The sequence below is a fragment of the Curtobacterium sp. PhB136 genome, from assembly GCF_004346855.1.
Taxonomy (GTDB): Bacteria; Actinomycetota; Actinomycetes; order Actinomycetales; family Microbacteriaceae; genus Curtobacterium.
The window spans coordinates 348,201-369,469 of sequence record NZ_SMGH01000007.1 but is presented as its reverse complement, the minus strand read 5'-3'; the positions used below and the strand labels follow the sequence as shown (position 1 = coordinate 369,469).

General features: G+C 72.0%; 17 protein-coding genes and 1 pseudogene. 7 read left to right on the top strand and 11 right to left on the bottom strand.

Annotated features, from left to right (window positions below; genetic code table 11):
* Positions 1 to 35: 35 nt before the first annotated feature.
* Complete coding sequence (locus EDF27_RS13685; protein WP_132049345.1) at positions 36 to 584, top strand: isochorismatase family cysteine hydrolase; 549 nt, start codon at positions 36 to 38, stop codon at positions 582 to 584.
* Here EDF27_RS13685 and EDF27_RS13680 read toward each other — a convergent pair.
* Positions 577 to 3,915, bottom strand: coding sequence for a DEAD/DEAH box helicase (locus EDF27_RS13680; RefSeq protein ID WP_132049343.1), 3,339 nt, complete (start codon positions 3,913 to 3,915; stop codon positions 577 to 579). The genes EDF27_RS13685 and EDF27_RS13680 overlap by 8 nt on opposite strands.
* Before the next feature lie 143 nt (positions 3,916 to 4,058).
* On the opposite strand from EDF27_RS13680, the gene EDF27_RS13675 reads away from it, so the two are divergent.
* The gene (locus EDF27_RS13675; RefSeq protein ID WP_243698353.1) at positions 4,059 to 4,499 is read left to right on the top strand and encodes a BLUF domain-containing protein; all 441 of its coding nucleotides are present in this window, start codon (positions 4,059 to 4,061) and stop codon (positions 4,497 to 4,499) included.
* Here the strand turns inward: EDF27_RS13675 and EDF27_RS13670 are convergent.
* Together EDF27_RS13670 and EDF27_RS13665 are read right to left on the bottom strand one after the other, a co-directional pair.
* Positions 4,496 to 5,914: an amino acid permease gene (locus tag EDF27_RS13670; RefSeq protein ID WP_132049341.1), complete on the bottom strand. Its 1,419-nt coding sequence runs from the start codon at positions 5,912 to 5,914 to the stop codon at positions 4,496 to 4,498. The genes EDF27_RS13675 and EDF27_RS13670 overlap by 4 nt on opposite strands.
* A 285-nt stretch (positions 5,915 to 6,199) precedes the next feature.
* Positions 6,200 to 6,532 carry a hypothetical protein gene (locus tag EDF27_RS13665; protein ID WP_123653003.1) on the bottom strand — a complete coding sequence of 111 codons (333 nt, stop codon included), beginning with the start codon at positions 6,530 to 6,532 and terminating at the stop codon, positions 6,200 to 6,202.
* A gap of 94 nt (positions 6,533 to 6,626) precedes the next feature.
* On the opposite strand from EDF27_RS13665, the gene EDF27_RS13660 reads away from it, so the two are divergent.
* The 3 genes and pseudogenes from EDF27_RS13660 (at position 6,627) to EDF27_RS13650 (ending at position 7,947) form a co-directional block, all read left to right on the top strand.
* Entirely contained in the window at positions 6,627 to 7,010 is a 384-nt protein-coding gene (locus tag EDF27_RS13660; RefSeq protein ID WP_132049339.1) for a hypothetical protein, read from the top strand.
* A pseudogene (locus tag EDF27_RS13655) lies at positions 6,953 to 7,417 on the top strand (hypothetical protein); the annotation flags it as partial. The gene EDF27_RS13660 and the pseudogene EDF27_RS13655, both read left to right, overlap by 58 nt.
* 92 nt (positions 7,418 to 7,509) lie before the next feature.
* The gene (locus EDF27_RS13650; protein ID WP_132049335.1) at positions 7,510 to 7,947 is read left to right on the top strand and encodes a hypothetical protein; all 438 of its coding nucleotides are present in this window, start codon (positions 7,510 to 7,512) and stop codon (positions 7,945 to 7,947) included.
* Between the two features lie 64 nt (positions 7,948 to 8,011).
* Here the strand turns inward: EDF27_RS13650 and EDF27_RS13645 are convergent, their stop codons facing one another.
* A complete protein-coding gene (locus EDF27_RS13645; protein WP_123704478.1) occupies positions 8,012 to 8,632 on the bottom strand; it encodes a hypothetical protein in 621 nt (206 codons plus the stop codon).
* 99 nt (positions 8,633 to 8,731) lie between these two features.
* Positions 8,732 to 10,183: an APC family permease gene (locus tag EDF27_RS13640; protein ID WP_123704480.1), complete on the bottom strand. Its 1,452-nt coding sequence runs from the start codon at positions 10,181 to 10,183 to the stop codon at positions 8,732 to 8,734.
* Positions 10,184 to 10,307: 124 nt separating this feature from the next.
* On the opposite strand from EDF27_RS13640, the gene EDF27_RS13635 reads away from it, so the two are divergent.
* The gene (locus EDF27_RS13635; RefSeq protein ID WP_123653009.1) at positions 10,308 to 10,736 is read left to right on the top strand and encodes a hypothetical protein; all 429 of its coding nucleotides are present in this window, start codon (positions 10,308 to 10,310) and stop codon (positions 10,734 to 10,736) included.
* Positions 10,737 to 10,908: 172 nt separating this feature from the next.
* Here the strand turns inward: EDF27_RS13635 and EDF27_RS13630 are convergent, their stop codons facing one another.
* The 3 genes from EDF27_RS13630 to EDF27_RS13620 form a co-directional block, all read right to left on the bottom strand.
* On the bottom strand, positions 10,909 to 11,499 hold the full coding sequence (locus EDF27_RS13630) for a uracil-DNA glycosylase (protein WP_132049333.1): 591 nt from the start codon (positions 11,497 to 11,499) through the stop codon (positions 10,909 to 10,911).
* 118 nt (positions 11,500 to 11,617) lie between these two features.
* On the bottom strand, positions 11,618 to 12,820 hold the full coding sequence (locus tag EDF27_RS13625) for a glycosyltransferase (protein ID WP_123704485.1): 1,203 nt from the start codon (positions 12,818 to 12,820) through the stop codon (positions 11,618 to 11,620).
* Between the two features lie 10 nt (positions 12,821 to 12,830).
* The gene (locus EDF27_RS13620; RefSeq protein ID WP_132049331.1) at positions 12,831 to 13,667 is read right to left on the bottom strand and encodes a DUF429 domain-containing protein; all 837 of its coding nucleotides are present in this window, start codon (positions 13,665 to 13,667) and stop codon (positions 12,831 to 12,833) included.
* A gap of 56 nt (positions 13,668 to 13,723) precedes the next feature.
* Here EDF27_RS13620 and ligD point away from each other — a divergent pair, with 56 nt between their 5' ends.
* Positions 13,724 to 14,746, top strand: a complete 1,023-nt coding sequence (ligD, locus tag EDF27_RS13615; protein WP_132049329.1) for a non-homologous end-joining DNA ligase — start codon at positions 13,724 to 13,726, stop codon at positions 14,744 to 14,746.
* Here ligD and EDF27_RS19745 read toward each other — a convergent pair.
* The 3 genes from EDF27_RS19745 to EDF27_RS13610 all read right to left on the bottom strand — a co-directional run bounded on the left by EDF27_RS19745 (position 14,743) and on the right by EDF27_RS13610 (position 21,149).
* Positions 14,743 to 14,883: a hypothetical protein gene (locus EDF27_RS19745; protein WP_165931498.1), complete on the bottom strand. Its 141-nt coding sequence runs from the start codon at positions 14,881 to 14,883 to the stop codon at positions 14,743 to 14,745. The genes ligD and EDF27_RS19745 overlap by 4 nt on opposite strands.
* Positions 14,880 to 15,041 carry a hypothetical protein gene (locus EDF27_RS19740; protein WP_165931497.1) on the bottom strand — a complete coding sequence of 54 codons (162 nt, stop codon included), beginning with the start codon at positions 15,039 to 15,041 and terminating at the stop codon, positions 14,880 to 14,882. Before EDF27_RS19740 ends, EDF27_RS19745 begins: the two co-directional genes overlap by 4 nt.
* A 132-nt stretch (positions 15,042 to 15,173) precedes the next feature.
* Positions 15,174 to 21,149, bottom strand: a complete 5,976-nt coding sequence (locus tag EDF27_RS13610) for a DUF5979 domain-containing protein (RefSeq protein WP_165931496.1) — start codon at positions 21,147 to 21,149, stop codon at positions 15,174 to 15,176.
* Between the last annotated feature and the right edge of the window lie 120 nt (positions 21,150 to 21,269).

Sequence of the window (21,269 nt, the reverse complement as noted above, 5' to 3'; positions counted from 1 at the left end):
GGCCGAGGCGGTACCGGAGCGGTACTGTCCGTGCGGTGAGCACTGCACTCCTCGTCATGGACTACCAGAACAGCATCGTCGACCGGCTCGGGACCGAGGAGGTCCTCGCGGCGGCGACCGCTGCCGTCTCGGCCGCTCGGGAGCGGGGCATCCCGGTCGTGTTCGTCCGCGTGGCGTTCCGGCCGGGTGCTCCCGAGGCCGCGCCGACGAACAAGATGTTCGGCAGGATGCGGGAGCGGATCGCCTACCAGACGCCGGGATCCACGCAGATCCACTCCGCGTTCGGGGTCGGCGACGACGACATCGTCGTGACGAAGCTCCGCGTCAGCGCCTTCGCCGGGTCGGACCTCGAGGTGCTGCTCCGCGGGCTGGAGGTCCGGGACCTCGTCCTCGCCGGCATCGCCACGAGCGGTGTCGTGCTCTCGACGCTGCGGCAGGCGGCGGATCTGGACTTCGGGCTGACCGTGCTCGCCGACGCGTGCTCGGACGGCGACCCCGAGGTGCACCGGGTGCTGCTCGAGAAGGTGTTCCCGCGCCAGGCGGAGGTCACCACGACCGCCGGGTGGACCGCGTCCCTCAGCTGAGGAGCGAGCGGATGTCCTCGGGGGAGAGGTCGTCGGCGAACAGTGCGTCGTCGTCGATCATCGCCTGGAACAGCTGCGCCTTCCGCGCCGCGAGTGCCAGCACCTTCTCCTCGATGGTGTCCTCCGCGATGAGCCGGTTCACGTTCACTGACCGGGTCTGACCGATGCGGTGCGTCCGGTCGACCGCCTGGGACTCGGCCGCCGGGTTCCACCACGGGTCGAGCACGAACACGGTGTCCGCCTCGGTCAGGGTGAGCCCGAACCCGCCGGCCTTGAGCGAGATGAGGAACGCGGGCGTCGAGCCGCTGCGGAAGCGCTCGATGACCTTCGTGCGCCCCCGGGTCGACCCGTCGAGGTAGTCGTACCCGATCCCGCGCGCGTCGAGGGCGTCGGCGACCATCTTGAGGAACGACGTGAACTGGCTGAACACGAGCGCGCGGCGCCCCTCGGCGGCGAGCTGTTCGAGCTCGTCGAGCAGCAGCTCCAGCTTCGCCGAGGGGATCTCCGACGCACCCTCGGCCGGGTCCGCGACGAGCGCCGGCGAGAGCGCCAGCATCCGGAGCAGCGTGAGCGACCGGAACACGATCATCCGGTTGCGGTCGAGGTCGTCGATGAGGTCGAGGACCTTGAGGCGCTCCCGGTTCAGGGTGCGCTCGTAGACCTCGCGGTGGGCGGGGTCGAGCGTCACCCGGACGACCTGTTCCTGCTTCGGGGGCAGGTCCGCGGCGACGCTCTCCTTCGTCCGCCGGAGCATCAGCGGGCGGATCCGCCGACGGAGCCGGGCGGTGAGTTCCCGGCGGGCTTCGCCACGGAGGTCCGGCGACGCGAGCGGCTTCACGTAGTCGTCGCCGAACCGTGTCCACGACGACAGCAGCCCGGGCGCGACGATCGAGAACAGCGCCCAGAGGTCGGTCAGCCCGTTCTCGAGCGGCGTGCCGGTGATCGCGATCTTCACCGGCGCGCGGAGCTCCGCGGCCACCCGGTGCGTCTGCGACTGCGGGTTCTTCACGAACTGCGCCTCGTCGAGCAGCACGGCCGACCACGACAGGTCGGTGTACGCCTGCTCGTCGAGCCGGAGCAGCGCGTAGGACGTCACGACGACGTCCGCCGCCGCGGCCTGCCGGGCGACGAGTGCCGGGTCCTTCAACGAGGTCGTCGTCACGGTGGCCACCCGGAGCGAGGGCACGAAGCGGGCAGCTTCGAGCGCCCAGTTCCCGACGACGGAGGTCGGCGCGACGACGAGGAACGGCGGTGCGTCCGGTGCGGCCTGACGCTGCTCGGCGATCATCGTGAGCGCCTGCAGGGTCTTCCCGAGCCCCATGTCGTCGGCGAGCACCCCGCCCACCCCGTGCGTCACCAGGAACGACAGCCACGCGTACCCGGAGAGCTGGTACGGCCGCAGGTCGGCGTGCACCGTGCCCGGCACCACGACGTCCGTCGGCGGTGCCGCGTCGAGCAGCCGCGCCGCCATCGCCTGCCACCGCTCGTCGTGGTCGGTCTCGTCGGCGAGCTGGTCGAACTCGGACCACAGCCCGGCCTGCAGCGGTGTGACCGTCATCGGCTGCGACGGTTCCCACTCGTTCTGCTCGCGGGCTTCCTCGATGAGCTCCTTGAGCCGGTCGAACGCGGGGTCCCCGAGCGACAGGTAGGAGTTGTCGACGAGCTTCAGCCGCCGCTGCCGGCTCGCGAGCGCGGTGAGCAGCGGCGTGAACGGGATCTCCTTGCCGTTGACGCTGACGATGATCCCGAGGCCGAACCAGTCGTGCTTGTCGGACGGCATCGTGGTGACGCGGATGTGCGGTCGGCCGCTCAGCCGCTCGTAGTCCAGCCGCTCGCCCTGCACCACGACACGGACACCGTGCTCGGGCAGCGCCGGCAGCAGCTCGTTCGCCAGGACGGCGACGTCGGCGCCGTCGACGGTGCCGTCCACGAACCAGTCCAGTCCACCCCCGGGACCGACGGGAGGCTCGGCTCGGCCCGCGTCGTCGGCCGTCGGCTCCGACGGGGTCGCGTCGTCCGCCGCGCGCACGCCCGTCAGGTCGGGGAGCGGCCCGTGCATGGCAACGGGGTCCTTCCGCCCGTCGACGTTCCACCGCCACTGCAGGTGTGCGACGTCGTCGGTGCGGGGTGCCCGCGCCGGCTCGAACGTCACCGTGAGCACGAGTTCGGGCGGCGTCCGTTCCGGGAGCTCGATCGAGCCGTCGGAGCTCACGAGTCCGAGCGCTCCGCGGAGCCGCGGTGACCAGTCCGCGAGGAACTCGTCGACCTCGTTCCCCGGGACCTGGATGCGGGTGCCCTCGACGAGCATGCGGCGCTGGTCGTCCGGCACGGGCTCGGGCGTCGGGGCGAGCTCGACCCGGAAGTCGGGGGACTCCCGCGGGACGTAGAGGCCGTGGTCGCCGATGAGCCGAGCGGCTCCGTCCACGACCCGGCGCCCGTCGAGCACGGCGCTGGTGCCGATCACGAGACCACGCTCGGAGCGGGCGACGTCGAGCAGCACGCGGGCTTCGTCGCCGAGCACGACACCGCCCTCCCGCTTCCCGGTGACGAACGCGATCCCGAGCGTCGGGGCCTGGCGGAGCAGCGGCCAGAGCAGCGGGCTCTGGAAGTCGTCGAGGTGGATCCAGTCGCTCTCCCCGGGCAGCCCCGCGAGCGCACCCGCACGGTGCAGCGCGGCGAACTGCAGGAACCAGGCGTGCTGCTCCGCGCCGAGGCCGAGCCGGTTCATCGAGTAGGGGAGCGTGCCCCACGTCAGCTGCCCGCGCACCCAGTTGCCCGCGCCGCTCCGAGTGACCGGGCGGACCCCGAGCCGCACCGACCGTGATGCCGTGGGCAGCGCTCGGCCGGCGGCCCGCGCTCGTGCGGCCATCCGGGCCGGGACCGCGTCGCGGAGCTCGAACTGCAGACCGAGGGGTGTGACGCCCGAGGACGCGACCGGTGGCGGGGTGTCACCGGCGAGGCGGGCGACCTCGTGCCTCCAGTCCGGTGCCGGCGGAGCCGGTTCCTCGGAACGTGGGCCGGCGTGCGCGGCCAGGGCACGCGCGTTGATGGTGAGGAGCGCCGCGGCGACGTGCTTGCACTCGCCGCCGATGGGGCAGGAGCAGCGGGACCGGACCGGGCGGACGAACTCGCCGCGGGCGACGGTGGTGTCGACGGAGACGACGTAGGGGTCGTCCTCGGAGCCGGCGACGCTGGCGGTGATCGTGCCGTCGTCGTGGAAGGTGGCTTCCTCGACCAGGCCGCGGCGGACGATGTCCCGTGCGCGGCCGAAGGTCTGCGGCCCGACGAAGCGGATGACGTCGACGGCGTCGATCATCGGGGCGGCAGGCACACGCCCATCGTGCCAGCACCCACCGACCTCCGCGGACCGGGCCGCCGCGGAGCGGGCCGCCGCTGACCGGGCCGCCGCGGAGCCGGGCCACCCGGACAGGGGGCTGTCGCGCGCGGACCCGAGCCGTCAGGCTCGGGAGCACCATGCTGCAGTCACTGGTCTACATGAGCTCCGCCACCGAGCCGTTCGACGACGACGCCCTCGAGCGCCTGCTCGACCACGCCCGGACGCGGAACACCGAGGACGGCCTGACCGGGATGCTCGTGCACCGCTCCGGGCGGTTCATGCAGCTGCTCGAGGGACCGTACGACCGGGTGATGGCGACGTACTCGCGGATCCTCGAGGACGACCGGCACGGGGACGTCGCCCTGCTCGTCGAGGAGTCACTGCACACGCGGCGGTTCCCGGACTGGACCATGGCGTACGACCGATCGGACAACGCCGACGTGCCCGAGGGCTTCAGCACGTTCCTCGGCGCCGGTGACCAGAGCGCGGACCGGAGCCGCTCCCGCGAGCTGCTCCGCTGGTTCCGGAACCACCCGCTGGCGGACCCGACGGCGTCGGGCGGCAAGCACCGGCGCTAGCGCTGCTGCTCGTCGGCGGCCAGCTTGCTGTGCTTCCGGGAGTACCCGAAGTACACGCCGAGGCCGATCGCGAACCACACCGCGAACCGCACCCACGTCTCCCACTGCAGGAACGTGACGAGCCAGAGCGACGCGATCACGCCGATGATCGGGATGATCGGCATGAACGGGAGCTTGAACTGCCGCGGCAGGTCCGGCTGCGTGTAGCGGAGCACGATCACCGCGGTGCAGACGACCACGAACGCGAGCAGGATGCCGATGTTCGTCAGCTCCGCGACGACGCCGATCGGCAGCACGCCCGCCAGGACCGCCGACGCGATGCCGAGGATCCACGTCACCCGGGTCGGCACGTGCCGCTTCGGGTCGGTCTTCGAGAACCACTTCGGCATCAGGCCGTCACGGCTCATCGAGAACCAGACGCGCGAGGCGCCGAGCATGAACGTGACGAGCACCGTCACGATGCCGACGATCGCGCCGATGGCGATGATGTTCGCGACGCCGCCGAGCCCGACCGACGCGAACGCGGACGAGAAGCCCGACGCCGGGTCGATGTCCGTGTACTTCTGCATGCCCGTCAGGACGATCGTCGCGAGGACGTAGAGCAACATCGAGATCGCCAGGGACAGCAGGATCGCCTTCGGCATGTGCTTCCGGGCGTCGATCGACTCCTCGGCCGCGGTGGACATCGCGTCGTAGCCGAACACCGCGAAGAACACCGTCGCGGCACCCGTCATCACGCCGCCGAAGCCGAACGGGAAGTACGGGTCGTAGTTGGCGCTGTTGATGTGGAACACGCCGAGCACCACGATGAGCACGACGAGGGTGACCTTGATGCCGACGGCGACGAACTCGAAGCGGGCGGCGCTCCGGATCCCGCGGGTGAGGACGAACGCGGTCAGGAGGCACAGGATGATCGCGAAGACGTCGAGCACGTGGCCGTCCCCGGTGCCCGGCGCGCCGAGCATCCACGCGGGCAGGTCGATGCCGAACTGGCCCACCAGGAACCCGACGTAGCCGGAGATGCCGATCGCGACCACCGCGACGATCGCGGTGTACTCGAGCAGCAGGTCCCAGCCGATGAACCACCCGACGATCTCGCCGAGCACCGCGTAGCCGTACGTGTACGCGCTGCCGGCCTTGGGGATCAGACCGGCGAACTCGGCGTACGACAGGGCAGCGGCGGCGCTGGCGACCCCGGCGACGAGGAACGAGATGAGGACGGCGGGGCCGGCGACGCCGTGGGCGACCGTGCCGGCGAGGGTGAAGATGCCGGCGCCGATGATGCCGCCGATGCCGATCGCGGTGAGCTGCCAGAGGCCGAGGTGGCGTTTGAGGCCGTCCTCACCGCCGGTGTCGTCGTCGATCTCCTCGATCGGCTTGCGGCGGAACAGGGTGGCTCGGGGCGTCGTTGCCATGCGGACCACTCTGCACCTCGGGAGGCTCGCGCGCGCGGGGGCTCTTGCGTGGCGCTGCGCGCTGCGTGCTGCTTGCGCGGCGGCGCCCGCTGCGTGCGCACGGCAGCACTTCTTCGACACCGCACGAGTCGATCGACGCGTGCGGTGTCGAACGATGCAGACGCACACGATGCGTGTGCAACTTCCGACACCGCACGAGTCGATCGACGCCCGCGGTGTCGAACGATGCAGACGAACCCGAACCCGAACCCGCCGCCGGAACGCCGTCCGGGCGTCCGCAGTGCGTCAGTGCGTCGCGTACGGCGACCAGAACGGCGCCGGCAGCGCACCCCCGGTCGCCATGAAGAGCACCTGGTAGAGCAGCGCCACGAGGCCGATCCCGCCGAGCACGATCCCGACCCACGCCCACGCACGCGGAGCCCGTCGTCGGCCGGAGATCGCTATCGCGCGCCACCCGCTGAGCAGCCCGACCACGCCGAACACCACGGCGAGGACGACGTGCCGGACCATCGACTCCGACGGGATCACGAGCCCGAGGTACAGCGCGATGCAGCCGAGGAGGACCGCCACGAACGCCGGAGCGGCCGGCGGTTCCTGGTCACGCGTCCGGACTGCCATGATCCGAACCTACAGAGGCGCAGCGATGTCCGGGAGACGCCGGTTCGAGGGGCACCACGGAACCGAGGTCGACGTGTCCGGGCATGCTGGTGGCATGCGTTCGTTCGTCCGTGTCCTGCTCGGGCTCGCGCTGGTCTTCGCCGGCACGAGCCACCTCTCCTTCGCGCGGCAGGACTTCCGCGCCCAGGTCCCGGAGTTCGTCCCGCTCGACGCCGACACCACGGTGCTGGCATCCGGCGTCGCGGAGATCGGCCTCGGGTCGGCGCTGGTGTTCGCGTCGCGGCGTCGGCGGTTCGTCGGCACGGTCGCCGCACTGTTCTTCGTGGCGGTCTTCCCCGGCAACGTCTCGCAGTGGCTGAACCGCCGGAGCGCCTTCGGGCTCGACTCCGACGAGAAGCGCATCGCCCGGCTGTTCGGGCAGCCCCTCCTCATCGCCGCCGCACTGTGGTCCACGCGCGGCGGCACTCGGCGTCCCTGATGGACGCGCGGGTGGCGGACCCTGCATCCTCCGTCCCCGGACGGGAGGCTCGGCACCCGCTGGTCGGCGGCCGTCGCGTCGCGGACATGGTCGCCACCATCGCCCTGCTCACGACGGCGACGGCGGCTGCGGTCCTCGCGGGGTGGGGGATCGTGTTCCTCTCGCTCGGGTTCCACTCGTGCATCGCTCCCGGGAACCGGTGCGACGAGACGCTCGGCGGCACGGTGGTCTACGCGGGGCCGATCGTCGTGGCGCTGGTCCTGGTGCTGACGATCGTGTTCTCGGTGCTCCGGCTCGTGCGGCGGCACGTCGCGTGGCCGATCGCGGCGGTGGGGCTCGTCGCCGTGGTGGCGGCCTTCTTCGCGGCGCTGCTGCTCGTGGACAGCGCCATCACGCACGGGATCTAGGCCGTTCCTCCACAGGGCGGTCCCGGCACCGCGTTGTGCACGGATCGTGATGGTCGCCGGTGTCGGGGGAGCTGTTCCGCGAGCGTTGGGGCATGCCAGACACCGACGTGCTCGACCGACTCGAGCAGACCGCAGTCCGTACCGATGACGACGTCGTCGACCTCGTCGTCGCACTCATCGAACGTCCGTTCCGACGACAGTGCTGGGTGCTGTTCCTCGGCGCCGACGCCATCCCGATCCGCCTCGTGATCCCCATCGCGGACCTGCCCTACCAACCCGACGACCACGTCGAGGACTTCGGCGCGCTCGTCGCCGACGTCGTCGAACAGGTCGACGCGGCCGACGTGGTGCTCGCCTGGGAACGACCGGGCGCCACGGCGTTGTACCCGGTCGACTGGGAGTGGGTCGACGCGATGGCGTGCGTCCTCGACGAGCACCACGTGCGGCTCCGCGGTCAGGTGGTGGTGCACGACGCGGGTGCCGCGATGATCGAGTTCGACGAGGACGATGTCACCGAGGCGGTGGCGTGAGGTGCTGTCCCCGTACCGGCTGTCCCTGTACCGACGAGCCCCGTACCGACTACCCCCGTACGGACTAGCCCTGTGGCGCCGTGTCGGGGACCGTCTCCCCGGTCAGGCCCTCGACGACCTGCTTCGCCGTGGGCCAGAACTTCGCGTAGTGGTCGGGGTCGGCGTTCACCTGGACGGCGTGGGCCATCTGCGTCGGGGTCATCGTCTTCCACCCCGGGGTCTTCACGAGCTTCGCGTAGAACATCGACGCCGCGGTGTACGGGTCCATCCGCTGCGCGTACGTGCCCCACGCGCCGTTGTCACGCTGCTGGAAGAGCCCGCGGCTGTCCGGGCCGGCGGCGTCCCCGTGGTCGAGGTTCACCAGACCGGACTCACCGATCGCCGTCATCACGCCGACGGCCTGGGTGTGGGGGCCGATGCCGAGCGCCTCGGCGGCCTCGATCACGGACGCGGCGTTCACCAGGCGGTCCTGGCAGTAGCCGGCGACCGGGCCCTCGGGGACGACGATCCCGCCGACGGTCTTCGATGCAGCCGATGGACACGTCACGGCCCTCGGCGTGGACGACGAGCCGGTGATCCCGGAGAGCGAGTTCACCGCGATGACGACCAGGACCACGACGCCGATCCCGACGGCCACGATGCCGGCGCCGAACACGGACGCCAGGGTGATGCCGACGCGGTGCATGCACGGGTCCTCTCGTCCGGGGTGCCAGAACGAGGGTACGAGGAGTCGCTGGGAAGCGCAGCACCCGCCATGCCCCAGTCCGGGGCATGGCGGGCAGGATCAGCGCTTGTGCTCCTCGTCGTGCACCACCTTCGTCGGTTCCGTGACCAGGCCGGTCGGCGCCTTCTCGGCGGTCTGCTTCCGGCCGTGGGTGAACCACGTGACGATCCACAGCAGGATCCCGAGCGCCAGCAGCGCGCCGGCGATCTGGTACTGCTCGATGTCCCGCCCGGACGAGAACGGCAGCACCAGCCACAGGCAGGTGACGACGCCGATGACCGGGATCACCACGCCGGCCTTGAAGTGCCGGTGGTCGACCTTGTCCCGGCGGAGCACCAGCACGGCCAGGTTCACGACCGCGAACACCGACAGCAGCAGCAGCGACGTCGTGCCGCCGAGGACGACCACGATGGGGGAGTCCGGGCTGAGCGACACCCAGCCGATCAGCGCGAGCGAGATGAGCGTGGTGAAGACGATGGCGGTGGACGGGGTGCGGCGGGTGCGGGACACCTTGCCGAGGAACCCGGGCAGGACGCCCTGCTTGCTCATGCCGTACAGCAACCGGGACGCCATCATCATGTTGATCAGGGCGGTGTTGGCGACGGCGAACATCGAGATGAAGGGCAGCAGGTCGGCGATCGGGAAGTCCGGCGCCGCGGTCTGCACCACGGTGACCAGCGGCGTCTCGTTGCCGGCGAGCTCACCGATCGGCACGACAGCGACGGCGCAGATGGACACCAGCACGTAGATCACGGCCGTGATGCCGAGGCCCGTCAGCATCACCTTCGGGAAGATCCGGGACGGGTCCTTCGTCTCCTCGGCCATGTTCACCGAGTCCTCGAAGCCGACCATCGCGAAGAACGCCAGCGACGTCGCGGTGGACACCGAGAGCAGCAGGCTCTTCTCCTCCGGGGTCTCGAACATCACCACACGAGAGAAGTCCGCGTTGCCGCCGGCCATCGCCCAGAAGCCGATGAGGATCACCATCACCAGGCCGCTCAGCTCGACGAGGGTCAGCACGACGTTCGTCTTCACGCTCTCGCTGACACCACGGAAGTTGATCGCCATCACCGCGAGCATGAAGCCCATCGCGATGAGCATCACGACGGCGTTCGGCAGTTCGAGGCCGAAGCCGGCGCCGAGGTTCGCGGCGAAGGCCCTGGACGCCGTCGACGCCGACGTGATCCCGGAGCACATCACGATGAAGGTGACGATGAACGTGACGAAGTGGATCCCGAACGCCTTGTGCACGTAGAGCGCAGCACCGGCGGTCTGCGGGTACTTCGTGACGAGCTCCAGGTAGGAGAACGCCGTGAGCAGGGCGACCGCGAAGGCGATGAGGAAGGGGAGCCACGCTGCTCCGCCGACCTCGGCCGCGACCTGACCCGTGAGGGCGTAGACGCCCGTGCCGAGGATGTCCCCGACGATGAAGAGCAACAGGAGCTTGGGTCCGATGACACGGCGGAGCTCGGGCTGCTCCGTGTCCGGCCGATCGGTCTTGGTGGTGGTCATGCACCACCCTCCACCAAGCACGCTTCCCTGTCCGGCTTCTCAGGGTTCTCCCCGTCGATCGCAACCTGTCCGTGTCCTGCCGGAAACCGGTCGCGCCGCGATCAGCACGGATAGCATCCGCTGCATGTACGACGAGTCGAACACCACCGAAGAACCAGTCGAGTTCGCGGACTTCAACGCGAAGCTGCTCGTCCTCGACGTGCTCTGCTACGACCTCGACGTGATCGAGCCGTACGACGGGGACTCCGCCGACGAGACCGACGAGGACCTCGACGTCGAAGGGCAGGACGACCGGGCCCGCGAGTACTACGACGACCTCGACCTCCTGCCGTCGCATCTGTCGCTCGTCACCGAGGTCACGGTCGACTCCGCGCTCGAGATCCTGCAGGACGTGCACCCCGGCTGGGAGGGCTCGGACGACCGCTACGACCCGCAGAACTGGGACGATGTGATCGACCTGCCGGCGCTGCACACCGTGTACGTCGCCACACGCCTGCCCGCGCACGTGGCCGAGGCGCTCGCCGCGAAGGGCGTCGACATCCAGTCCGCCTGACGCCCGCCGCCCGTCCGCGCGGAATGGTCGGCGAAAGCGACAGATCTCGCGGGGGAGGCGCCCGATCACTGTCGCTTTGCGGGACCTCTCTCGGACACCGCGGCCCGCGGCGCGGCGCGGCCCGACCCGGCCTGGCCCCAGTCCGCCTGACGCCCGCCGCCCGTGCGCGCCGTCAGCGCGACAGCGCCGCCAGCTGCTCCGTGAACTGCCGCGCCCCGCCCTGCGCCGGGTGCCGCACCGCGATCGCGTCGATGCCCGCGGACGCCAACGCCCCCTGCGCCTTCCGCCCGACCGCGACCACGCGGGACACCCCGAGCGCAGCCACGAGCGCCAGCGCGACCGGCGCCCCGTCGCGGACCTCCGACGGCCGCGGCGTCCGGTTCGTCAGCCGGTCACCGGCGACGAACGGGTGGTGCGGGAAGATCGCCCACGCCACGGGGAGCGGCCCCGACCAGGTCGCGAGCGCAGCGTGCACGATGCGCGACGAGGCCTCCCACGGCGCGGTCGGCGCCGGCGGCACGAGGTACTCCGACCCGAGCTCGCGGACGCTGGTGAACGGCACCCCGGTGTTCGTCATGCCGCGCCACCCGGGAGCCTCGGCGACGAGCAGCGTGTCCGCGCCCGGCCCGACAGCGTCGAGGTACCGCGACAGGTTCGTCCGCCGCAGCGACCCCTCCGCCGTGCTCGGGTCGTACAGCGCCTCCGCATCGTCAGCGACCGGGACGGCATCGAGCGCCGCCCAGAACGCGTCGAGCGGTGTCACGCCACACCTCCGCGTCCGCCTCCGCGAAACGCCCTCGTGCCCGCGAGACGCCGCGGAAGGGGGCGGCGTCTCGAGCGGACGGCGGTGTCTCGCGGCAAGAGCGGCGCCGCAGCACCCATCACGCGCGCCCGAGAACCCGGCGGTACACCTGCTCGAGTCCGCCGGCCGAACGCTCCCAGCTCAACCGCTCGGCGTGCTCCCGCCCCGCTGCCGACAGCGCCGCGGCGTACGACGGCTCCGTGAGGATCCGCTCGATCTCCGCCGCCCACACCGCGGGCGCGCGGGACTCGAGCACGACCCCGGTCTCGCCGTCGAGCACCGCTTCCCGGAGGCCACCGGCAGCGGCGGCCACGACGGGCACCCCGGAAGCGGAGCCCTCCAGCGCGACGAGCCCGTAGGTCTCCGAGTGCGACGGGACGAGCACCGCAGCCGCGCCACGGAACAGGAACGCCAGGTCCGCACGCGACTGCGGACCGATGAAGGTCACACGGTCGGCCACGCCGTGCTCGGCGGCGAGCCGACGCAGTTCGGCGACGTAGTCACCGGCCTCGCTCGAGGAGTCGCCGGCGATGACGAGGGTGGGGCGGGCCTCCCGGGAGATGCCGGCGATGGCCTCGATCGCCAGGTCGAGCCCCTTCAACGGCTGCACGCGCGCCGCTGCGACGACGTAGGGCACGTCGGCCCGACGCGCGTCCGGGGGCGCCGGGCGGAAGACGGACCCGTCGACCCCCGGCGGGACGATCCAGACGCGGGCCGGGTCGCCGCCGAGGCGCGAGCGGACGGTCTCCGCCTCGGCCTCGCTGACCACGACGACCGCGTCCGAGTCGCGCGCGAGCGTCGACTCGCCCGCCATCCGGCCGGCCGACTCGGGGCGCTCGCCCTCGGACAGCGGCGACGCGGAGTCGGCGGCGATGGAGTGGAAGGACTGCACGTGCGGGATGCCGCGCTGCCGGGCGACGGGCAGGGCCGCGGCGCCGGAGAACCAGTGGTGCGAGTGCAGGACGTCGAACGGCCCGAGCGCCGCGAGTTCGTTCCGGAACGGTTCGATGAACGCGTCGTGCTCGCCCTTGGGGACCGTCTCGGCGGGACCGGCGGACAGGAACCGCAGGCAGACGCCCGGGACGAGGGACACCGAGTCCGGCTGCGTCGGCGACGACCGTCGCGTGATGATCTCGACGTGGTGGCCGCGGTCGGCGAGTGCTTCGGCCTGGTGCCGGACGACGACGTTCATGCCGCCGACCTCACCGGAACCGGGTTCGTCGCCGGGGGAGGTGTGCAGCGAGACCAGCCCGATGCGCAGGGGTTCGGAGGTCCTCGTCACACGCTCAACCCTAGCCGCGGGGCCGCCGCTGCGACCCGCGGGCCGGTGTCACGACGACGGGCGTGCGGCCCGCCTCGTCGAGCGGATCGGACGGGAGGCTCGGATCACCGCCCAGGATCTGCACGCGCTCGTCGCCGTGCCGGTCCCAGAACGCGGCGGTCCAGGCACACAGGACGCCGTCCAGCAGGTCCTCCCGGTGCTTGTGCGTGGGGCCGTGCAGCACCGAAGGATCTCGGAGCGCAGCGGTCAGCGGGTGCGCGTCGAGGTGGAGGGGCGGGTCGAGCGGCGTCTCCCGGAGACGCCGGACGAGGTCGTCGAACGCCACCGCGCGACGAGCCCTGGCCGTCGCCGCCGGGATGCTCGTGTCGAGGCGCTTGTAGCGGGGACGCTCGTCGTCGTAGCCGAGCTCCTCGACGCCCACGAGGGTCGTGTACGGGTAGCACTCGAAGACCTCCGGCCCCCGGCGCTCCCGCATCGCCGCGGTGTCGCTGACGTACCCGACGCCGAGCGCGGTCAGCCGGTCGAGCAGCCGGGCGCCGGCGCTCGCCGCGGACGCGAGGTTCGTCGGGTTCGCCGCGACCTTCCACCGGCCGTAGCGCTGTCCGACCTGCCGCTCCGCTTCGCGGATGCCGGTCGGGTTCGTCACGACCAGGGACGCGTCGACGCCGATGAGCGTGCGCGGGCCGAGGTGCTGCGCGATCCAGTCGGTGACGTCGTCGACGCCGCGGGCCCACCCCGCGTCGAGCACCCGCCCGTCGGTGTCGAGCGCTGCGAGCCCGGTCTCGTTCGGTCGCCGCGTCGCGGTCCCGAGCCCCCACGCCAGGTCCACTCCGAGGTACGCGCTCACCCGCCCATCCTGCCCCGCACGCCCGACACCCCGGCCGCGGGAGTAGGTTCCGCTGCATGGCGAGCGAAGCGACGACGCTGACCGTACCCGGCCCGGACGGCGACCGGGAGGTCCGGCTGTCGAGCCCGTCGCGGGTGCTCTGGCCGGACGCCGGCATCACGAAACTCGACCTCGCGAACTACCTCATCGAGGTCGGCGACGCCTTCGTCCGCGCCAACGGCGACCGTCCGGTGTCCCTGCAGCGGTTCCCGGGCGGCGTCGACGGTGAGCAGTTCTTCTCGAAGAACCCGCCGAAGGGCGCGCCCGACTACGTCCGTTCGGTGACGGTGACGTACCCGAGCGCCCGGAAGCACCCGCAGCTCGTGCTCGACGAGCCGGCCGTCGCGGTGTGGGCGGCGCAGATGAACACCGTCGTGTTCCACCCGTGGGCCTCCCGCGCCGAGGACAGCGACCACCCGGACCAGCTCCGCATCGACCTGGACCCGCAGCCGGGGACGGACTTCCACGACGCGGTGCCGGCGGCCGAGGAGCTGCGGAAGGTCCTCGAGGAGGTCGGCCTGACGGCGTGGATCAAGACCAGCGGCAACCGCGGGCTGCACGTCTTCGCGCCGATCCGGCCCGAGCACGAGTTCCTCGACGTGCGGCACGCGGTGATCGCGGCGGCGCGGGAGCTCGAGCGTCGGATGCCGGAGCAGGTGACGACGGCGTGGTGGAAGGAGGAGCGCGGGCAGCGGATCTTCGTCGACTTCAACCAGGCGAACCGCGACCGCACGATGGCCGGCGCCTACAGCCCGCGGGCGCTCCCGCACGCCTCGGTCTCGGCGCCGATCCGGTGGGAGGAGCTCCGCGACGCGGACCCGACGACGTTCACGATCCTGACGATGCCCGAGCGCCTGCGGACCACGGGTGACCCGTGGGAGTCGATGGGGCAGGAGGCAGGCTCGATCGCACCGCTCCTGGCGTGGTGGGAGCGGGACCTGGAGAGCGGGCTCGGCGAGCTGCCGTTCCCGCCGGACTTCCCGAAGATGCCGGGGGAGCCGCCGCGCGTGCAGCCGTCGCGGGCGAAGAAGCCCGCCTAGCGCGTGGGGCGGTCCGGGCGGCGGTCCGCGTCGTCGATGTGCTTCGTGTGCATCGGGAGCACGATCGTGGCGGTGTGCAGCCGGTTGAGCTTGGACCAGGTGCCGCGGTGGGCGGTGCTGATGCCGTCGATGTTCATGCGCCGAGTCCCATCGTGACGAGTGCCAGTGCGGTGGCGGTCACACCGGCGATGCCGCTGATGACCGCGCTGATCTGCAGCGCGCGCTGGTGACGCGCTTCGCGCACCTCGCTGAACGGGTGGCGCTGCGAGTGTCGAACGAGAGTTGCGTTGCTCATGTCGATCCGCTCCGATCCGTCCGGCACCCGTCCCGGGTGCCGCTGAGAACGATCATTCCACGGAGTTACTAGGACGTCTAACTACTGACGGAGATCGGACAGAGCGGGCCGGGCTCCGGCCCGCTCGTGGCATCACCGGCGACGGCGTGCGGCACGCCGCAGGACGAGTCCCGCGCCGAGTGCGAGCGCTGCGACGACGAGCATCGACATCGCGCCGGCACCGTCCATCCCCGTGAACGCCAGGTTCCCCGAGCCGGTCACGGTCCCCGACGAGCCACCCCCGCCGGTGCCCGTCCCGCCCGACGACGGCGTCGGCGCCGGGGCCGGCGGCGTCGGCGGCGTGGGTGGCGTCGGCGTGAAGTCGTAGGTGTTCGTGATCGTCACCACCTGCAGATCCGGAACGGCCTCGTCCGGCGTCGACCGGACCAGGATCCGCACCGTGCCCGGCGTGACCGTGCGGGAGTCCTCGCCGGACGCCCCTGCTGCGCCGTGTTCGGTGACGACGCAGTCGGCGCCCACCGGGATGCCGTCGACCCGTGCCTCCAACCCGTTCGCCGCCGTGAGCTCCAGCTGTGCCGCGTCGCCCAGGTCGAGCTCGACGCCGGCCACGGAACACCGGACGTCCGCCGTGAACCGGGTCGGCGCACGATCGGCGCCGGCGCCGGTCACGTGCTTCCGGACGAGGATCGCACCGGCCGTCGGCGCGACTCCCACCTTCACGGGCGCCTGCGAGATCGGCAGTCCGCCGTCGGCGAGCGTGACGGTGGTGCCGACCTGGTCGTACGCGATCGCGTCCGCGAGCGGGACGGTCGCCGGCACACCGTCGGGGTCCGCGGCGGAGGCGGGTTCGTCGACGGTGCGGTAGTCGGCGGACACCGAGCCACCGGGGACGACCCCGCCGGCTGCGGCGGCGTCGACGAGGATGCGGATGCCGGTGACCGCGTGCCAGTCGCCGGAGTAGTCGGCGCTGTCGGTCCAGGTGTTCGCGGCACAGGTCGGATCCGACGTCCACGTGGTCCCACCGGCACTCGAGCAGACCGTCGGGTCGGTGGTGACCTGCCAGCTCGTGGTCGATCCGGCCGGCGCCGTGATCTCGACCCCGAAGGTGCCGTCGAAGACCGGCCGGTAGGTGCTGCCGCGCGCCGAGCCGGTCGCGAGCAGGACGTCGCCGGGCTGCGGGAGCGGATCCACGAAGGTCACGGTGGTCTGGTCCACCGTGCCGGTGTTCGTCGCGGCGAGACGCCACTGGTCGGTCCCACCGACCCGGGTCTCGGCGACGCAGGGCGGCAGGAAGTAGCCGTCAGCGTCCGGTGTGCAGGAGCGGGTGGGGTCCGATGGGTCCGATGCGCCCGACACCAGCGGATCGACGACGTCCCCGCGGACGGCCTTGCTGGTGCGGAGGGCGGGCCCGGGCGTCGGTTGGACGTAGTTCGTCGTGCCGCACTGGTCGGCGGGCAGGTCGGGAACGATGCCCTGGCCGTTGCCGGAGTCGTTCGTGCAGCCGTCGAGCGCCGCGCCGGTCCGTGCGACGACGGTGTTCGTCGTGCGCTCGCCCTCGTGGAGTCCGGGCTGCAGGACGAGCGGGATGGTGATCGTGAAGGTCTCGTCCGGTGCCATCCGGTCGCCGTCGGTCGGCCAGGTGAACACGATGGCCCCGTCGTCGGCCCGGGCGGTGGTGACGGTGGTGGCGAGGGTCCCGCCGGCACTGGTGCTGAACGTCGGGTCGGTGCCGTCCCAGCTCAGGGCGTCCGGCAGTTCGTCGCGGACCGAGGGCAGGGTGATGATGCCGGTCCCCGTGTTGTGCATCGTGATGGTCCACGGGACGGGGGAGCCGACCGCCACGGTGTGCTGGTCGTTCGCCGGGGCCTTGACGATGTCCAGGGTCCGCGTTCCCGGGTCGAGCGTCAGCTCGTCCGTGCCGGTCGCCGTCGCGTCCGGGAACAGGGTGTCGTCGGTGCGGTGCGCGGTGACCGTGGTCGTGTCGTCGATCGTCCCGGGGAACGGGACGGGGTCGCCGTCGCGGGCGGTGTCGAGCACGCGGACGTGGAGCACCGCGGTGGCGGTCCAGGGTGTCGGCGGGCGGGCGTGGGAGAGGACGTCGCCGTCGGCACGGTCGAACACGAACCGGATGCCGGTGATCGCCGCGAGGTCGGACGTCGGCAGGGTCGCCGTCGCCGAGGCCGTGCCGAGCTGCCATGTGGACCCGCCGTCGGAGCGGACGTCGACCCGGACGCGGTCGGCGCCGGCGGGGAACGTGACGTCGTCGGGGGAGAAGGACACGAGGCGCACGTCGTTCCAGAAGCCGGTGTCCGTGTCCTCGACCGTGACGGTGTCCGGCGCGACGGTCGCGTCGGGGCCCTGCGCACCGGTGAGCGTCACGTCGACCGTGTCCGCCCGGTCGGCTTCGAGGAGGGTGTCCGGGTCGAACGTCTTCGTGGCGGTGGCGTCGAGCACCCCGCGGACGAGGGCGACGTCGGCAGCCGCCGAGTCGGTGGGGGTGCTCGTCTGTCCGGACGGAGCCAGGACCGGGTCGTAGGACTGCGCGAAGGCCCGGTTCGTGACGGTCGTCACCGTGACGGGGACGGCGGGGAAGCTCCGGAGGGTGGCGCGGAGCTGCGTGTGCATCGTCATGGTCAGCGCGTCGCCGGACGAGATCGTCCCCCCGGTCTCCGCGGGGTCCGTGCCCTGGTAGACGACACTGACACCGACGACGTCGGCGAGCTGGGCGGCGGTGGCAGCCCTGGCACCCGAGATCGACGTGGTGCTGGTCGAGGTCGTCCCGTCGTCGGCGCGGTGCAACAGCGTCACCGTCGACGCGTCGGCATCGACCTCGCTCGCGTCGAAGGCGAAGTCGAGACCGGTCAGTGTGAACCGTTCGAACGGGTTGCTGGTGGTGTACCCGGCATCGGCGAACGGGTCCGCCGCCCAGGCATCCGGGTCGCTCGTGCAGTCGGAGAGGGACGCCGGCGTGCAGGGCATCGGGTCGGTCACGCGGACGTACGAGGCGCGGGACGCGGAGCCGTTCCTGGCGGTGACCGTGACGTCGTTCGTCGGGTAGTCGCCCGGGTCGACGTCACCGCGGGCCGGGATGGTGACGGTGTCGTGTTCGGAGGCCTTGGTCACGCCGACGAGCGGCGGACGGTCGAGGATCACGAGGTCGTCGGATGCGGACGCGGTCTCCACGCCGTCGTCCGTCGTCGCGCTGACCTGCACGGTGTTCCGGATCGACCCCGCGGTGCTGAGGTCGTACTCGGTGGTGCCGTTCACCCAGCGGTCGCCGGCGTCCCCCGGCACCCGGAGGACGTTCCGCAGCTGCCAGGTGAGGTCGAACGGTCGCGGCGTGGTGCTGGTGGCGATACCGGAGCCCGGGACCGGCCGTGTCGGATCGGTGCTCGACGCTCGGGCGTCGTCGTTCGGGACGACGGTGATCCGGACGCCGGTCGTGACGGCGCTCTGGTCGGCGGAGAGCGTGTACCCGACGAAGCCGCTGCCGTCGACCCAGCCCGTGGCCGGTGCCGGGACCGTGGACCAGGTCCCGTCGCTGAACAGCTCGACGGACGCGACGGTGTCCCAGCGCCAGAGCGGGTCGACGCTCGTCGGCACCGGGGCGATCGCGCGGAGGTCGAACGCCTGGAACACGGTGTCGGCGGGGTCGTCCGCGTTGCCGGCCGGATCGGTGACGGTGATCGCCGAGGTGCCGGTCGTCCGGGCTCCCCACTGCAGGACCGTCCCGACCTGGGCACCGGACTGACTGTCGACGGTGGCACGGTCGGTGCTGAAGTCGGTGTCGGTCCACCGCTTCCCGGCGATGGTGCTGCCGTCGCCGGTGACCGACTCGATCGCGGCGTCGGCGTCGGCCTCGGCGGGGTCGCTGACGATGGTGGTGCCGCCGTCGACGCTGCCCTCGCCCTGCGCGGTGGCGTGGTTCGTGTAGGTGGTGGGTCCGGCGTCGGGGGTGCTCGTCGGGTCGCCGCCCCAGCGCTGGTCCGCCCGTGCCTGTGCGACGACGTTGGGTTGCACGGTCGTGCCCTGGGGGAAGCCGTCCGGGTCGGTGAACTCGAACCGGAGCCCGGTGACCTCGCCCTGCAGGTCCGCGGGGATCGTGCCGGAGAAGCTCGTCGGGCCGGTTGCCGGGAGGCCGTCGATCGGCAGGGGCTGCCACGTGTCGCCGTCGTCGGTCGTGTACTCGATGGTCAGCGTGGTGCCGGCGGGGACCTGCGTCGGCGCGATCGCGACCGGGTCGAACGCGTTCCAGAAGGAGCTCTGGTCGTGCGGCGTGGGTGCGACGTCCTCGACGGTGATCGTCGTCGGGGTGACGAACGCGGAGTCCGTGCTGGTGGTCGCCGGGAGCTGCGCCACGACCGTGCCCCCTGGTGCGATCGGTTCCTGCGGGCTGAGGGCCTTCGTCAGCGCGATCTCGATGTCCGGAGCGAACACGTCGAGGGGTGCGGACGCGGCGTCGTCCGCGGTCGCGTCGCCGTTGGTCACGACGGCGCGGGCGGCGTTCGTGGTCCGGAGTGTCCCGGCGTCGGCGGCGTCGGCGGCGGTGTCGATCCCGAACGGTGCCGTCGTGGTCGCGCCGGCGTCGACCGGACCGTCGTACACGAGCTCGAACCCGGTGACGAAGGTCCCCGCCGGCGCTGCGGGTGCGGGGGTGTCGCCGTCGGCGAACGGATCGGTCCGCGTCGTGCCGTCGCTGAAGTGCCAGACCACGTCGGCACCCGACGCGGTCGCGGGGTAGGTCAGCGGGCTCGTGAACCCGGCGAACGAGACGTCCTCGGTGAAGTAGTCGAGGTCGCTGATCCGCAGCTGCTCGACGGGGCCGTCCGACGTGTTCGTCGCGGTGATGGTCCCGGCCGCCGATGCGCCGGCGGGGAGACGTGCCGGTGTGATGCTCTTCGTCACGTCCGCCGCCAGGGTCGTCGGGGTGACGGTGTGGTCGGCGGACGCGCTCTCGGTCGCCGGGTCCTGCCCGGGCACGGCGACGGTGGCGTCGGCGGTGTTGGTGAGCGTCCACCCGGCGCCGAGCGGGGCATCGGTGCCGCGTTCGGTCTCGCGCTGGGCGACGTCGACGTGCACGGCCGCGGCCGGGGCTCCCGGCGTGAGCACGGCGCCGCCGTCGCCGGTGAAGGTGTACCGGATGCCGGCGACGTCGCCGGGGTCGACCCCGGCGGGGAACGCCGCCGAGCCCGCCGGTCCTGGCGTCCCGGTCACCCAGTGGTACGTGCCGGTCGCGGGGTCGAGGACGTACGCGTCGACCTGCACCGCGGTGGCGCCCGCAGGCAGGGTGACGGTACCGGGTCCGGCGACGTCGACGTACCGGAACGGGTTCGTGGCGGCGAGTGCCGTCGCGCCGTCCGCGGCGTCCGCCGGGTCCTGGACGACGATGGAGCTCGCCGGCGTGTTCGAGGTGTTCGTCGCGGAGAGGTCGACGGTGGACGTGACGCCGGGTGAGTACCGCTCGCTCGTGGGTGTCCAGCCCTTCGTCGTGTCGACGTCGACGGTGGTCGGTACGTCCACGGTGATCGTCGCGCCGCTCGACGTCGTCGCCGCGTTGTCGGCGGTGCCGGTGCCGGTGTTCGTGATCGGGGTGCCGTTGTACGCCCAGGTCGGGGGGAGGTCGTCGGGGACGCGGAGCGTCGCCGTGAGCGTGTAGGCCTGGCCGGCAGCGAGCCCCTGGGACCCGTCCGCGAGCGGCTGCACGAACTGGAGCGTGCCGACGCATGGCGGATCGGCGGTGACGACGGTGGGCGGTGTGCCGCCACAGCCGGTGTGCGAGACGACCCAGTCCGGAGCGGCCGGCGGTGCCGGGTTCGGCGGGCTCGCGCTGAGGTCCACGATCGGGAACCCGGCGAGCTGCACCGGGATCGTGTCGTCGATCCGTGCGTTGACGCAGTCCGCGTCGTCGCAGCCGAGGCGGATGGTGAACGTGAACTCGTCACCGGGACCGACGGTCGCGCTCTTCCCACCGTCCACCAGCTTGTTCACCTCGAGGGCTGCCGGATCGGCGGCCATCGCGGGGACTGCCGTCGTGGCGACGGCGCCGAGGGCGAGGAGCGCGACCGTGACGGCCGCGATCGTCGAGCGCAGTGCGTGGTTCCGGCCCATGGGTCCTCGTTCCTTGCGTGGTGCGACCTCCGTGGTGCCGATCATCGTGCTGCGGTTCGGGCCGGGAGCCGCCACCCCGAACGGGTGAGGATCGGGATCTCACCCGCACTGGGTGGCCCG